This is a genomic window from Martinezella rhizogenes (genome assembly GCF_027460065.1).
GTDB lineage: Bacteria > Pseudomonadota > Alphaproteobacteria > Rhizobiales > Rhizobiaceae > Agrobacterium > Agrobacterium rhizogenes_C.
On the sequence record NZ_JAPYZZ010000004.1, the window covers coordinates 1 to 15,000 of the forward strand.

The following is a 15,000-nucleotide window of genomic DNA, read 5'->3' on the forward strand; positions in this document are numbered from 1 at the left end:
GCATCAGGAACGGCTGGTCGATCGGACGCTCAGGCGTCGGGATGTAGGCGTCAACAGCAGCCATCAGCTCGCGGATCGCGTCTTCACCGATCTTCTTGTCGGAATCTTCAAGAGCGGCAAGTGCCGAACCCTTGATGATCGGGATATCGTCGCCCGGGAAGTCGTAGGACGACAGAAGTTCGCGAACTTCCAGTTCAACGAGCTCGAGAAGCTCGGCGTCGTCAACCTGGTCGACCTTGTTGAGGAACACGACGATCGCCGGAACGCCAACCTGACGGGCAAGCAGGATGTGCTCGCGGGTCTGCGGCATCGGGCCGTCGGCAGCCGAGCAAACCAGGATCGCGCCGTCCATCTGGGCAGCACCGGTGATCATGTTCTTCACGTAGTCGGCGTGGCCGGGGCAGTCAACGTGTGCGTAGTGACGGTTCGGCGTCTCATACTCAACGTGGGCCGTCGAAATCGTGATACCACGAGCCTTTTCTTCAGGAGCCGCGTCGATTTGGTCATACGCCTTGAACTCGCCGAAATACTTCGTGATCGCAGCAGTCAACGACGTCTTGCCGTGGTCGACGTGACCGATCGTGCCAATGTTGACGTGCGGCTTATTGCGCTCAAACTTGCTCTTTGCCATTAGTGGCTCTCCATTCTTGTCCCTTGACGGGAATAATCTTCAAATCTCTGGTGGGGCGTACCCCGATCACTTCTGACCGGAGTACTTTGCCTGGATTTCCTGCGCCACGTTCGACGGAACCGGCGAATAGTGGTCGAACGTCATCGAGTACTGTGCGCGGCCCTGCGACATGGAGCGCAGGTTGTCGACGTACTTGAACATGTTCGCAAGCGGAACGTGCGCGCTGATCACGATGGTGATGCCACGCGATTCCTGACCCTGGATCTGACCGCGACGCGAGTTCAGATCGCCGATCACGTCACCAACGTAATCTTCAGGGGTCACAACTTCGACCTTCATCATCGGCTCAAGAAGCTGTGCGCCAGCCTTCTTTGCTGCTTCACGGAAGCAGGCACGCGATGCGATTTCGAAGGCGAGAACCGAGGAGTCAACGTCGTGGTATGCGCCGTCGATCAGGGTCGCCTTGACACCGAGCATCGGGAAGCCAGCGAGCGGACCGGAAGACAGAACGCTTTCGATACCCTTCTGAACGCCCGGGATGTATTCCTTCGGAACAGCACCGCCGACGATCTTGGATTCGAACTTGAATTCTTCGCCTTCAGGGTTCGGTTCGAAGATGATCTTCACGCGAGCGAACTGACCGGTACCACCGGACTGCTTCTTGTGCGTGTAGTCTTCTTCGTGCTGACGCGTGATGGTTTCGCGGTAGGCAACCTGCGGAGCACCGACGGTGGCTTCAACCTTGAACTCGCGACGCATACGGTCAACGAGAATGTCGAGGTGAAGTTCGCCCATGCCTGCGATGATCGTCTGACCGGACTCTTCGTCGGTCTTGACGCGGAACGAAGGATCTTCAGCAGCCAGACGGTTGAGCGCGAGGCCCATCTTTTCCTGGTCGCCCTTGGTCTTCGGCTCGATCGCGATCTGGATGACCGGCTCGGGGAATTCCATGCGCTCGAGGATAACCGGCTTCAGCGGATCGCAGAGCGTATCGCCAGTGGTGGTTTCCTTGAGGCCAGCCAGAGCAACGATGTCGCCGGCAAAGGCTTCTTCGATGTCTTCACGGCTGTTGGAATGCATCTGCAGCATACGGCCGACGCGCTCGCGCTTGTCCTTGACCGTGTTGATGACAGACGTACCCTTTTCGAGCTTGCCCGAGTAGATACGAGCAAAGGTCAGCGAACCAACGAAGGGGTCGTTCATGATCTTGAACGCGAGCATGGAAAGCGGCTCGCTATCGTCAGCATGACGCTCGATTTCAGCTTCGGTCTTGAAGTCGATGCCCTTGATCGCCGGGATGTCCAGCGGAGAAGGCAGGTAGTCGACAACAGCGTCGAGAAGCGGCTGAACGCCCTTGTTCTTGAACGCGGTACCGCAGAACATCGGGTGGAACTTCACATCGATGGTGCCGCGGCGAACGAGCGCACGGATCTTGTCGTTGTCGGGCATGATGCCGTTCAGGTAGTCTTCCATCGCTTCTTCGTCGATCTCGACAACGGTCTCGATCAGCTTTTCGCGATATTCGTCTGCCTTGGCCTTCAGGTCATCGGGGATTTCGACGACGTCCCACTGAGCGCCGAGCGACTCGTCGCGCCAGATGAGTGCATTCATCTCGATCAGGTCGATAACGCCCTTGAACTCGGTCTCTGCGCCGATCGGCAGCTGCATGACAACGGCAGTTGCGCCGAGACGGGTCTTGATCATTTCTACCGAGCGGTAGAAGTCAGCACCGGTCTTGTCCATCTTGTTGCAGAAGATCATACGCGGAACGTTGTACTTCTCAGCCTGACGCCAGACGGTTTCCGTCTGCGGCTCTACACCGGCGTTGGCGTCGAGAAGAGCAATGGCACCATCGAGAACGCGCAGCGAACGCTCGACTTCAATGGTGAAGTCAACGTGGCCGGGGGTGTCGATGATGTTGAAGCGGCGCATCTTGCCGTCGCGACCCTTCCAGAAGGTCGTGGTGGCTGCGGAGGTGATGGTGATACCACGCTCCTGCTCCTGCTCCATCCAGTCCATCGTGGCAGCGCCATCATGGACTTCGCCGATCTTGTGCGACTTACCGGTGTAATAAAGAATACGCTCGGTGGTCGTGGTCTTGCCGGCGTCGATATGCGCCATGATACCGAAATTGCGGTAGTCTTCGATTTTATATTCGCGAGCCATAATGGACTGCCTTTCGATATGCGACCGTTTAAGATTACCAGCGGTAATGCGAGAATGCGCGGTTAGCGTCGGCCATCTTGTGCGTGTCTTCACGCTTCTTGACAGCAGAACCGCGGTTGTTCGCAGCGTCCATGAGTTCGCCGGAAAGGCGATCGACCATGGTCGTTTCGTTGCGCTTGCGCGCAGCAGTGATCAGCCAGCGGATGGCCAGAGCCTGACGGCGCTCGGGGCGAACGTCGACCGGAACCTGATACGTGGCACCACCAACGCGGCGCGAACGCACTTCAACGTGCGGAGCAACGTTGTCGAGGGCGGAGTGGAACACGCCGAGCGGCTCCTGCTTCGTCTTGCCCTGAACGACGTCGAACGCGCCGTAAACGATGCTTTCTGCGACCGACTTCTTGCCGTGAAGCATGATGGCGTTCATGAACTTGGTGACGACCAGATCGCCGAACTTCGGGTCCGGGTTGATCTCACGCTTTTCTGCACTATGGCGACGGGACATATTCTTTGTCTCTCAATGTTATTGACGCTTTACCACGCGGAGAACCTCGCGCAGCGCCGGAATTTGTTAAACCCGAATTACTTCGGACGCTTCGCACCGTACTTGGAGCGGCGCTGCTTGCGGTTCTTGACGCCCTGGGTATCGAGAACACCACGGATGATGTGGTAACGCACACCCGGCAAGTCCTTCACGCGGCCGCCGCGGATCATGACAACGGAGTGTTCCTGAAGGTTGTGACCTTCGCCGGGAATGTAACCGATGACTTCGAAGCCGTTGGTGAGGCGGATCTTGGCAACCTTACGCAGAGCCGAGTTCGGCTTCTTCGGGGTCGTCGTGTAAACGCGGGTGCAAACGCCACGCTTCTGCGGGTTTTCCTGAAGAGCAGGAACCTTGTTGCGCTTTACCTGTGCCTGGCGAGGCTTGCGGATCAGCTGGTTTACGGTAGGCATATAACCATCCCTTGCAAAAACTACTTTAGCCACCCTCACGGGTGGCGGCTATGCCGTTGCCGGCGACGATGCACGCATATATCCTCATGCGCAAAACGTGGCCCGATCCGTTCTCACGGATGGACCACCAAGAGCAGAGGACACCGGATGAGGCGTCTTGCGTGCAACATTCGTGTCTTCTACGTGCAATGAAGCTTCATTTGAGATGATGTTCGGGAAAAACGTTTCCGAACGGCCAGCACAGACAGAGGCTCCGATGGCGGGCGTACTACTGTTTTAGCCAGCTTTCGTCAAGGGTGAATCCACATTTTGCGCCACCACGCATGGTCGCTAAGCCTGCGTCCGGGCCATTTCCAACGCGCTTTAACATAAGTCGGCGCAGAAGGCAGCGATTTTGACCTCCGCGCTTTGGCTTTTCATAAAATCCGTCTATTGATTCCCTCAGGGCGGGCCGGATCGGTTTCGCCGCCCGCGGGACCGATTCCATCGGCCCGCAAGACAGCAACAAAAAATCAAGGAACCGCGTCATGAGCACCCTCCCCGACAACGATAATGGACGCGACGAGCCGATGGTCTTCATCGTCATCGGCAAGGCTTACGAGACCGACAATTCCGAGGGCATCGACATCCACGTCATCCTACGGGCGCCGGACGACGATACCGCCGTGCGCGAGACGCTGAACGCCCTTTCCGAGGAAGGCTTCATCGAAGCCGATCTCGACCAGATCGGCATGCTGACCGAGATTCCGGATGAAGAGCCGCACGCGTCCGCCTATCAGGGTGCGCTCGAAGGCGAAGTCGCCATCATCCGCTTCGCCTGAGGTGCAGCCCCATGGCGGTCAGACGTGTCGTCGCCAATATCGCAACGCCCGAGCCCGCGCGGGCGCAGGCCTTCTACGGCGATATTCTCGGCATGCCCGTCGCCATGGACCACGGCTGGATCATCACCCATGCCAGCCCGCTCGAAGCGCGCGCTCAGGTCAGCTTCGCCCGCGAAGGCGGGGCCGGCACTGATGTGCCGGACCTTTCGATCGAGGTCGACAACTTCGATGAGGTCCACGCCAGGATCCTGAAAGCAGGGCTGCCGATCGAATACGGCCCGGTGACCGAGGCGTGGGGTGTGCAACGGCTGTTTCTGCGCGACCCCTTCGGCAAGCTTATCAATATATTAAGTCACGCATAGATTATATACTTTGGATACAGTAGTATTATTTCTTTATCCGTTGAACAATACCGCAATATGAGATTTAGATAGTCCCGACACAAGATTCCGGTGACGGGTTGAATACTATATCGTCGGCAGACATTATCGATGACATTTACGAAGCAGCGCTTTTTCCTGATCGTTGGGCGAAGGTGATTGCCACCATCGGTCACCGGCTGGATTTCTGGGGTGGCGCCCTCACCTGGGGCAAGGGTGAGGAGGAATCCTGGCTTTACACGCCCAATTTTCAGGAGCTGATGCAGGCCTTCATGGAAGGTGGCTGGAACCGCCGCAATGAACGCCTCACCCGCGCGATCCGTGAGGGACAATTTTCCTTCGTGCAGGATTTCGACGTTTTCACCCATGATGAATGGGCCGGGTTGCCGATCGTGCGTGATTTCCTCATGCCGCGCGGATTGGGATATGGCGCGGCGACCCAGGTTTCGCCGCCCGATCATCCCGAAATGACGGTGCTTTTTGAACGCAAGCTGGAGAGCGGCGTCATAGGGCCGGAAACCATGGCGGCGCTCGGTGGATTGAGGCCGCATATCGCCCGCAGCCTCACGCTTGCAACCCGGTTGCAACAGCAGAAGGCCGACGCCATGACACTCGGCCTCAATGCCATCGGCGCACCGGCGGCGGTGCTGCAGGCAAGCGGCCGCATTCTCTCCGCCAACGACCTCTTTCTGTCGCTTCAGAAATCCATTTCCACCCGCGCCCGTGACAGGATCGTCATTTCAGACGAAAGAACAAACCGGCTGCTTTATAAGGCACTCGCCGGGCACGCTGTCGGGTCTTTCCCACTCCCCAGCGGTGAGGACCGGGCCTGCATCCTGCACGTCATACCTCTGCGCAGGAATGCGCTGGACCTGTCACCCAATGGCAGCGCCATCGTGCTGATATCGCAGCCCATGGGCACCATCGCCGACGCGAGCACGCTGCTGAAAGGCCTCTACGACCTCACCAAGGGCGAAGCCCGCGTCGCGCTGGAAATCATGAAGGGATTTTCGCTCCCCGCCGTGGCTAAGCAATTGCAAATCTCGCACGAAACGGTTCGCAGCAACGCCAAGTCGATCTATGCAAAAACCGGCAGCACCGGCCAGGCCGATCTCGTTCGACGGCTTTCCGTTCTGACACGCTACAACATCCGCGAACAGGGCTGATAACGCGCCAACACTGCTGATTTGACTGACCGGATCAATTCTCCCTACCCGGCTCAAACAAAAAAACGCCCGGATTGCTCCGGGCGTCTATTTTTGAACCTTGGCGGGGCTTCATAAAGCCCCTGCCCTGTCCGACCTTTATTCGGCAGCCGGAACCTGGTCCGTCATATCCTGCAGCATCTGGTTCGCAGAGCCTGCACCCGTACCCTTGCGGCGTTCCTCGAGAATGAGGTCGTCGCGCGAGGTGGCGATGCGGCGGATCTGCGTCATGGTGCCGCCGGTACCGGCCGGGATGAGACGGCCGACGATGACGTTTTCCTTGAGGCCCTGCAGCGTGTCCGTCTTGCCGGCGATCGCAGCTTCCGTGAGAACCTTGGTGGTTTCCTGGAAGGATGCGGCCGAGATGAAGGACGGCGTCTGCAGCGAAGCCTTGGTGATGCCGAGCAGAACCGGCTCGCCATAAGCAGGCTTCTTGCCCTCTTCGATCAGACGGTCGTTCATGTCTTCCATCTCGATACGATCGACATTGTCGCCAACGATGTACTGGCTGTCACCAGCATCGGTGATCTCGACCTTCTGCAGCATCTGGCGAACGATCACCTCGATGTGCTTGTCGTTGATCACAACGCCCTGCAGTCGGTAGACTTCCTGGATTTCGTTCACGAGGTAGGAAGCCAGAGCCTCTACACCCTTGATCGCCAGAATGTCGTGCGGTGCCGGGTTGCCGTCGAGAATGTATTCACCCTTCTCGATGTAGTCGCCTTCCTGAAGATGGAAGGGCTTGCCCTTCGGGATCAGGTATTCGACCGGCTCGACGCCGTCTTCCGCAGGCTCGATCATCACGCGACGCTTGTTCTTATAGTCGCGGCCGAGGCGGATCGTACCATCGATCTCGGCGATGATGGCGTGGTCCTTCGGACGACGGGCTTCGAACAGTTCGGCAACGCGCGGCAGACCACCGGTGATGTCCTTCGTCTTGGCGCTTTCCAGCGGCGAACGTGCAAGCACGTCACCCTGGGAGACCTTCGAACCAGGTTCGACCGAGAGGATCGCATCCACGGACAGGTGGAAGCGAGCTTCACCACCGCGGCTAAGCTTGGCAACGGCGCCGGAAGCATCCTTGATGATGATAGCGGGCTTGAGGTCCGAACCGCGCGGCGTCGAACGCCAGTCGATAACCTGACGCTTGGTGATGCCGGTGGATTCGTCGGTGGCTTCCAGAACGGAGAGACCGTCAACGAGATCCTCGAAGTGAACGGTACCTTCCACTTCCGTCATCATCGGACGGGTGTAGGGGTCCCACTCTGCAAGACGCTGACCGCGCTTAACCTTGTCGCCATCGTCCACGAAGATCTTCGAACCGTAAGCGACACGCTGCGAGGAACGTTCGACGCCGCGCTCATCAAGGATCGTAACGGACATGTTACGGCCCATGGCGATGAGAACGCCTTCGGAGTTCCGCAGGATGTTGCGGTTCTTGATCTGGATCGTGCCTTCATACGACGCTTCCAGGAACGACTGGTCGACCACGTTTGCCGTACCGCCAAGGTGGAAGGTACGCATGGTGAGCTGCGTGCCCGGTTCACCGATCGACTGTGCGGCGATGACGCCAACGGCTTCGCCCATGTTGACAGGCGTACCGCGAGCAAGGTCACGACCGTAGCAGACGCCGCAGACGCCGATCTGCACTTCGCAGGTGAGCGCCGAACGGATGCGGACGGACTGGATACCGGCCTTCTCGATGGCAGCCACGTCGGCTTCGTCGATCAGCGTTCCAGCCTTGACGATGTTCTCGCCAGTGACCGGATTGTCGATATCGTCAAGAGCCGTACGGCCGAGGATACGTGCGCCGAGCGAGGCAACGACCTGACCGGCATCGACGATGGCGGTCATGGTGAGGCCCTTGTCGGTGCCGCAATCGGTGGAATTGACGATGCAATCCTGCGCGACGTCGACGAGACGACGGGTCAGGTAGCCCGAGTTCGCGGTCTTCAGGGCGGTGTCTGCGAGACCCTTACGGGCACCGTGGGTCGAGTTGAAGTACTCGTTAACGGTCAGACCTTCCTTGAAGTTCGAGATGATCGGCGTCTCAATGATTTCACCCGAGGGCTTCGCCATCAGGCCGCGCATGCCGCCCAGCTGACGCATCTGGTTCGGAGAACCACGAGCACCCGAGTGGGACATCATGTAGATGGAGTTCATCGGCTTCTGGCGGCCCGTTTCCGGATCGAACTCGACAGCCTTGATGCGTGCCATCATTTCTTCGGCGACCTTTTCGGTAGCCTTGCCCCAGGCGTCGACAACCTTGTTGTACTTTTCGCCCTGGGTGATGAGACCATCATTATACTGCTGTTCGTATTCCTTCACGAGAGCTTCGGTGTCGCCGACGATCTTCACCTTGCTGTCCGGAATGACCATGTCGTCCTTGCCGAACGAAATGCCGGCGCGGCAGGCGTGGCTGAAGCCGAGCTGCATGATGCGGTCGCAGAAGATGACCGTGTCTTTCTGGCCGCAATGACGGTAGACCGTGTCGATCATCTTGGAGATGTTCTTCTTGGTCATTTCCTGGTTGCAGACGTCGAAAGGCACGTTGACGTTCTTCGGCAGAAGTTCGCCAATCAGCATACGGCCAGGGGTCGTCTCATGGATCTTCGAAACCGGCTTGCCATCGGCATCCACGGTCTTGAAGCGGCCGCGGATCTTGGCATGCAGCGTCACGACCTTGTTTTCAAGCGCGTGATGCAGTTCACCGATATCCGAGAAGGCCATGCCTTCGCCCGGCTCGTTCTGGTTCATGATCGACAGGTAATAGAGGCCGAGAACCATGTCCTGCGAAGGAACGATGATCGGGTGGCCGTTTGCCGGATGCAGGATGTTGTTGGTCGACATCATCAGCACGCGCGCTTCCAGCTGAGCTTCCAGCGAGAGCGGAACGTGAACAGCCATCTGGTCACCGTCGAAGTCGGCGTTGAAGGCCGTGCAGACGAGCGGATGCAGCTGGATGGCCTTGCCTTCGACCAGCATGGGTTCGAAAGCCTGGATACCCAGACGGTGCAGCGTCGGTGCGCGGTTCAGAAGAACCGGATGTTCGCGGATGACCTCGTCGAGGATATCCCAGACCTCAGGCTTTTCCTTTTCAACCAGCTTCTTGGCCTGCTTGACGGTCGAGGAGTAACCCTTGGCGTCGAGACGGGCATAGATGAACGGCTTGAACAGTTCGAGTGCCATCTTCTTCGGCAGGCCGCACTGGTGCAGTTTCAGTTCCGGACCGGTCACGATGACCGAACGACCGGAATAGTCGACGCGCTTGCCGAGAAGGTTCTGGCGGAAGCGGCCCTGCTTGCCCTTGAGCATGTCGGAGAGCGACTTCAGCGGACGCTTGTTGGCACCCGTGATGACGCGGCCGCGACGGCCGTTATCGAACAGCGCATCGACCGATTCCTGCAACATACGCTTTTCGTTGCGGATGATGATGCCAGGCGCACGAAGCTCGATCAGGCGCTTCAGACGGTTGTTACGGTTGATGACGCGGCGATAGAGATCGTTGAGGTCGGACGTCGCAAAACGGCCGCCATCCAGCGGAACCAGCGGACGCAGGTCCGGCGGAATGACCGGAACGACCTTCATGATCATCCATTCCGGACGGTTGCCGGATTCCATGAAGTTCTCGACGATCTTCAGGCGCTTCATGAACTTCTTCTGCTTCAGGTCAGAAGTCGTTTCAGCAAGCTCGACGCGCAGGTCGCCAGCGATCTTTTCGAGGTTCATCGAAGCCAGCATCTCGTAGATGGCTTCAGCGCCGATCATGGCGGTGAACTGGTCTTCGCCGAACTCGTCAACGGCGATCATGTACTCTTCTTCAGACAGAAGCTGGTTCTGCTTGAGCGACGTGAGGCCAGGCTCGGTGACGATGTAGTTCTCGAAATAGAGAACGCGTTCGACATCCTTCAGCGTCATGTCGAGCAGGGTCGAGATACGCGAGGGAAGCGACTTCAGGAACCAGATATGGGCAACCGGCGCTGCGAGCTCAATGTGGCCCATGCGCTCACGGCGAACGCGCGACAGCGTCACTTCGACGCCGCACTTTTCGCAGATGATGCCCTTGTACTTCATGCGCTTGTACTTGCCGCACAGGCACTCGTAGTCCTTGATTGGTCCAAAGATGCGCGCGCAGAAGAGACCGTCACGCTCAGGCTTGAACGTACGGTAGTTGATGGTTTCCGGCTTCTTGATCTCGCCGTAGGACCACGACAGGATTTTTTCCGGCGAAGCAATCGAAATCCGGATGGAATCGAAATGCTGCGCAGGCACCTGAGGATTGAAAAGATTCATGACCTCTTGGTTCATGCCTTGTCTCCTTGAGAGGCTAGCTGCTGCCCCTGTTTGCATCTGGACCGGCTTCTTCCCGGGTCACCGTCCAGAGCTTTAAATACGGATTTAACCGCACAATGCGGCGAAAGTGTCCCACGCCAGCCGGGCTGACGGGGAAACCGGCAGGCGCCCTCTCAGGCGCCCGCCTCTCTCATTTTTATTCCGCCGCGTCGGGCAGCTGGTCCTCGGCCTGGTTCTCGATCTTCGAGTTTTCCAGTTCGACCGAAAGACCGAGCGACCGCATTTCCTTAACGAGAACGTTGAAGCTCTCAGGGATACCGGCCTCGAAGGTGTCGTCGCCACGGACGATCGCTTCGTAGACCTTGGTGCGGCCGGCCACGTCGTCCGACTTGACGGTGAGCATTTCCTGCAGCGTGTAAGCCGCGCCGTATGCTTCCAGAGCCCAGACTTCCATTTCCCCGAAGCGCTGTCCGCCGAACTGCGCCTTGCCGCCCAGCGGCTGCTGGGTAACGAGCGAGTAAGGACCGATCGAGCGAGCGTGGATCTTGTCGTCAACAAGGTGGTTCAGCTTGATCATGTACATGTAGCCGACGGTGACCTTGCGGTCGAACGGCTCACCGGTACGGCCGTCATAAAGGACGGACTGACCGGATTCATGCAGACCTGCCTTCTTCAGCATCGCGGCAACGTCAGGCTCATGCGCACCGTCGAAGACCGGGGTCGCGATGGAAACACCGCGCTTGGCTTCTTCGGCAAGCTTCACCAGCGAGTCGTCATCGAAACGCTGAACCTCGTCATTGGCTTCGGACGCGTAGATTTCCGTCAGCTCGCTGCGAAGCTCGCTGATGTCCATCGTCTTGCGATACTCTTCGAGCATCTCGCCGATCTTCTTGCCCATGCCTGCGCATGCCCATGCGAGGTGGGTTTCAAGGATCTGGCCGACGTTCATGCGCGAAGGCACGCCGAGCGGGTTCAAGCAGATGTCGACATGCGTGCCATCTTCGAGGAACGGCATGTCCTCGACCGGAACGATACGCGAGACGACGCCCTTGTTACCGTGACGGCCGGCCATCTTGTCGCCCGGCTGGATCTTGCGCTTCACAGCGACGAAGACCTTGACCATCTTCATGACGCCCGGAGGCATTTCATCGCCGCGCTGGACCTTTTCGACCTTGTCCATGAAGCGCTGTTCAAGGCGCGACTTGGATTCGTCGTACTGGCCGCGAAGTGCTTCCAGTTCGGACTGGGCCTTCTCGTCTTCGACCGCGAACATCCACCACTGCGAGCGGGGATATTCGGAGACGACGGCGTTTGAAAGCTCGACGCCCTTCTTGAAGCCCTTCGGACCGGCGATGGAAACGTGGCCACGCAGCATGTCGATCAGGCGGCCGTAGACGTTACGGTCGAGAATTGCCTGCTCGTCGTCGCGGTCCTTCGCCAGACGCTCGATCTCTTCGCGCTCGATAGCCATCGCGCGCTCGTCCTTCTCCACACCGTGACGGTTGAAGACGCGGACTTCCACGATCGTACCGAACGTGCCCGGAGGCATGCGCATGGACGTATCGCGAACGTCGGAAGCCTTTTCACCGAAGATAGCGCGCAGAAGCTTTTCTTCCGGCGTCATCGGGCTTTCGCCCTTCGGCGTGATCTTGCCGACGAGGATGTCGCCCGGCTGAACTTCCGCACCGATGTAAACGATACCGGCTTCGTCGAGGTTCTTCAGCGCTTCCTCCGAAACGTTCGGAATGTCGCGCGTGATTTCTTCCGGACCAAGCTTCGTGTCACGCGCCATCACTTCGAATTCTTCGATGTGGATGGAGGTGAACACGTCGTCGGAAACGATGCGTTCCGACATCAGGATCGAGTCTTCGTAGTTATAGCCGTTCCAGGGCATGAACGCGACGAGCGCGTTGCGGCCGAGCGCCAGATCGCCGAGGTCGGTCGACGGACCGTCCGCGATGATGTCACCCTTGGAGATGGCGTCACCGACGGAGACCAGCGGACGCTGGTTGACGCAGGTGTTCTGGTTCGAACGCTGGAACTTCTGCAGACGGTAGATATCGACACCGGATTTGCCGGCATCGAGGTCTTCCGTAGCGCGGATAACGATACGGGTCGCATCCACCTGATCGACAACACCGCCACGACGGGCTGCAATGGCAGCGCCGGAGTCACGGGCAACGATCGGCTCCATGCCGGTACCGACGAACGGTGCCTCGGCGCGCAGAAGCGGAACGGCCTGACGCTGCATGTTCGAGCCCATGAGAGCGCGGTTGGCGTCGTCGTTTTCCAGGAACGGAATGAGAGCCGCCGCGACCGAAACGAGCTGCTTCGGCGAAACGTCCATCAGGTTGATGTTGTCGCGCGGTGCGAGCATAACTTCGCCCGAGTGACGGCAGACGACGAACTCTTCCGAGAACGCGCCTTCGCTATCCAGTTCGGCATTGGCCTGCGCGACGTAATACTTGGCCTCTTCCATGGCGGAGAGGTAGATCACGTCATTGGTCACCTTGCCGTCAACGATCTTGCGGTACGGGCTTTCGATGAAGCCGTACTTGTTGACGCGGGCAAAGGTGGCAAGCGAGTTGATCAGACCAATGTTCGGGCCTTCCGGCGTCTCGATCGGGCAAATACGGCCGTAGTGGGTCGGGTGAACGTCGCGGACTTCGAAGCCGGCGCGCTCGCGGGTCAGACCACCCGGTCCAAGGGCCGAAAGACGGCGCTTGTGGGTGATTTCCGAAAGCGGGTTCACCTGGTCCATGAACTGCGACAGCTGCGAGGAACCGAAGAATTCGCGAACGGCGGCAGCTGCCGGCTTCGCATTGATCAGGTCCTGCGGCATTACGGTGTCGATTTCGATCGAGGACATACGTTCCTTGATCGCACGTTCCATGCGCAGAAGGCCCAGACGATACTGGTTTTCCATCAGCTCCCCGACAGAACGAACACGGCGGTTGCCGAGGTTGTCGATGTCGTCGATTTCGCCCTTGCCGTCACGCAGTTCGACCAGCATCTTGACGACCGCGAGGATGTCTTCCTTGCGCAGCGTGCGCACGGTGTCTTCCGCGTCGAGGTCGAGACGCATGTTCATCTTCACGCGGCCAACAGCCGAGAGATCGTAACGTTCGGCATCGAAGAACAGCGAGTTGAACATCGCTTCCGCCGAATCCATGGTCGGCGGCTCACCCGGACGCATGACGCGGTAGATGTCGAACAGCGCTTCCTGGCGGTTCTGGTTCTTGTCCGCAGACAGCGTGTTGCGGATATAGGCGCCAACATTGACGTGGTCGATGTTGAGTACCGGAATCTCGTCAAAGCCGGACTGCAGAATGAGGCCGAGCGTCTTCTCGTCGATTTCGTCGCCGGCTTCGAGATAGATCTCACCCGTCGAGTAATTGACGATGTCTTCGGCCAGGTAGTTGCCGTAGAGATCTTCGTCGGTCGCCTTCAGCGCCTTCAGGCCCTTGTCGACGAGCTGGCGGATGAGGCGCGGGGTCAGCTTCTTGCCACCTTCGACAACGACTTCGCCAGTGTCGGCGTCGATCATGTCGGTGATGACCTTGGCATTCTTCAGCGCTTCAGGCTGGAACGGAATGCGCCAGCCATCGCCGGAGCGCTCATAGGTCGCCTTGGTGTAGAAGGTCGACAGGATTTCTTCGCCATCCATGCCAAGCGCCATCAGGAGCGAGGTCACGGGCAGCTTGCGGCGACGGTCGATACGCGCATAGACGATGTCCTTGGCGTCGAACTCGATGTCGAGCCAGGAACCGCGATACGGGATCACGCGGGCAGCGAAAAGCAGCTTGCCGGAAGAATGGCTCTTGCCCTTGTCGTGGTCGAAGAACACGCCCGGCGAACGGTGCATCTGCGAAACGATGACGCGCTCGGTGCCGTTGACGATGAACGTGCCGTTATTGGTCATGAGCGGCATGTCGCCCATGTAGACGGACTGTTCCTTGATGTCCTTGATGGACTTCGCGCCCGTATCCTCGTCAATATCGAACACGATAAGACGCAGCGTCACCTTGAGCGGCGCAGCATAGGTCAGGTCGCGCTGACGGCATTCCTCGACGTCGAACTTCGGCGCTTCGAATTCGTAGGACACGAATTCGAGCATGGAGGCGCCGGAAAAATCGGTGATCGGGAATACGGATTTGAATACGGCATTCAATCCCTCGTCGGGACGGCCACCCTTGGGCTCGTCAACCATGAGAAACTGGTCGTACGAAGCCTTCTGAACCTCGATGAGGTTCGGCATTTCCGCTACTTCTGGAATTTTGCCGAAAAACTTGCGTACGCGCCTGCGACCGTTAAACGAAAGGGTCTGAGCCATCGTCGCTCCTTTAAAAATTGCATCCGGGCCTGCAACGGACGGGAACCGATGGCCAGTCGATCCCGTCAAGCAATGGGTGTCATCAATCTCGTTCCACATCCCGGATCGATCAGGCCGGATTGCCTAGATGAGCCGGTTCGGAACCATTCTCTTGAAGAACCCATTACCCAAAAGCCATTTTCACGCGGCTTTTGGGTAATGAGTTTTAAAAACGATA

At 58.5% G+C, this 15,000-nt stretch carries 9 protein-coding genes; 3 read left to right on the forward strand and 6 right to left on the reverse strand.

The window, feature by feature from the left end:
* The 4 genes from O8B93_RS08150 to rpsL form a co-directional block, all read right to left on the reverse strand.
* On the reverse strand, nucleotides 1-631 hold a 631-nt coding region (locus O8B93_RS08150; RefSeq protein ID WP_269709339.1), incomplete at its 3' end, for a GTP-binding protein.
* A 66-nt stretch (nucleotides 632-697) separates the two neighbouring features.
* Nucleotides 698-2,797, reverse strand: a complete 2,100-nt coding sequence (gene fusA / locus O8B93_RS08155) for an elongation factor G (protein WP_269709340.1) — start codon at nucleotides 2,795-2,797, stop codon at nucleotides 698-700.
* Nucleotides 2,798-2,831: 34 nt separating this feature from the next.
* Nucleotides 2,832-3,302: a 30S ribosomal protein S7 gene (gene rpsG, locus O8B93_RS08160; RefSeq protein WP_003507761.1), complete on the reverse strand. Its 471-nt coding sequence runs from the start codon at nucleotides 3,300-3,302 to the stop codon at nucleotides 2,832-2,834.
* A 77-nt stretch (nucleotides 3,303-3,379) separates the two neighbouring features.
* The gene (rpsL, locus tag O8B93_RS08165) at nucleotides 3,380-3,751 is read right to left on the reverse strand and encodes a 30S ribosomal protein S12 (protein WP_003507760.1); all 372 of its coding nucleotides are present in this window, start codon (nucleotides 3,749-3,751) and stop codon (nucleotides 3,380-3,382) included.
* A 527-nt stretch (nucleotides 3,752-4,278) separates the two neighbouring features.
* Between rpsL and O8B93_RS08170 the strand changes: the two genes are divergently transcribed.
* From O8B93_RS08170 to O8B93_RS08180, 3 genes are all read left to right on the forward strand, one after another.
* Complete coding sequence (locus tag O8B93_RS08170; protein WP_003523731.1) at nucleotides 4,279-4,572, forward strand: hypothetical protein; 294 nt, start codon at nucleotides 4,279-4,281, stop codon at nucleotides 4,570-4,572.
* A gap of 11 nt (nucleotides 4,573-4,583) precedes the next feature.
* Nucleotides 4,584-4,934, forward strand: a complete 351-nt coding sequence (locus O8B93_RS08175) for a VOC family protein (protein WP_269709341.1) — start codon at nucleotides 4,584-4,586, stop codon at nucleotides 4,932-4,934.
* Between the two features lie 98 nt (nucleotides 4,935-5,032).
* The gene (locus O8B93_RS08180) at nucleotides 5,033-6,118 is read left to right on the forward strand and encodes a helix-turn-helix transcriptional regulator (RefSeq protein WP_269709342.1); all 1,086 of its coding nucleotides are present in this window, start codon (nucleotides 5,033-5,035) and stop codon (nucleotides 6,116-6,118) included.
* Between the two features lie 138 nt (nucleotides 6,119-6,256).
* On the opposite strand, the gene rpoC is transcribed toward O8B93_RS08180, so the two are convergent.
* Both rpoC and rpoB read right to left on the reverse strand, forming a co-directional pair.
* A complete protein-coding gene (gene rpoC / locus O8B93_RS08185) occupies nucleotides 6,257-10,465 on the reverse strand; it encodes a DNA-directed RNA polymerase subunit beta' (protein ID WP_269709343.1) in 4,209 nt (1,402 codons plus the stop codon).
* A 181-nt stretch (nucleotides 10,466-10,646) separates the two neighbouring features.
* Nucleotides 10,647-14,783: a DNA-directed RNA polymerase subunit beta gene (gene rpoB / locus O8B93_RS08190; RefSeq protein WP_269709344.1), complete on the reverse strand. Its 4,137-nt coding sequence runs from the start codon at nucleotides 14,781-14,783 to the stop codon at nucleotides 10,647-10,649.
* Nucleotides 14,784-15,000: the final 217 nt, after the last annotated feature.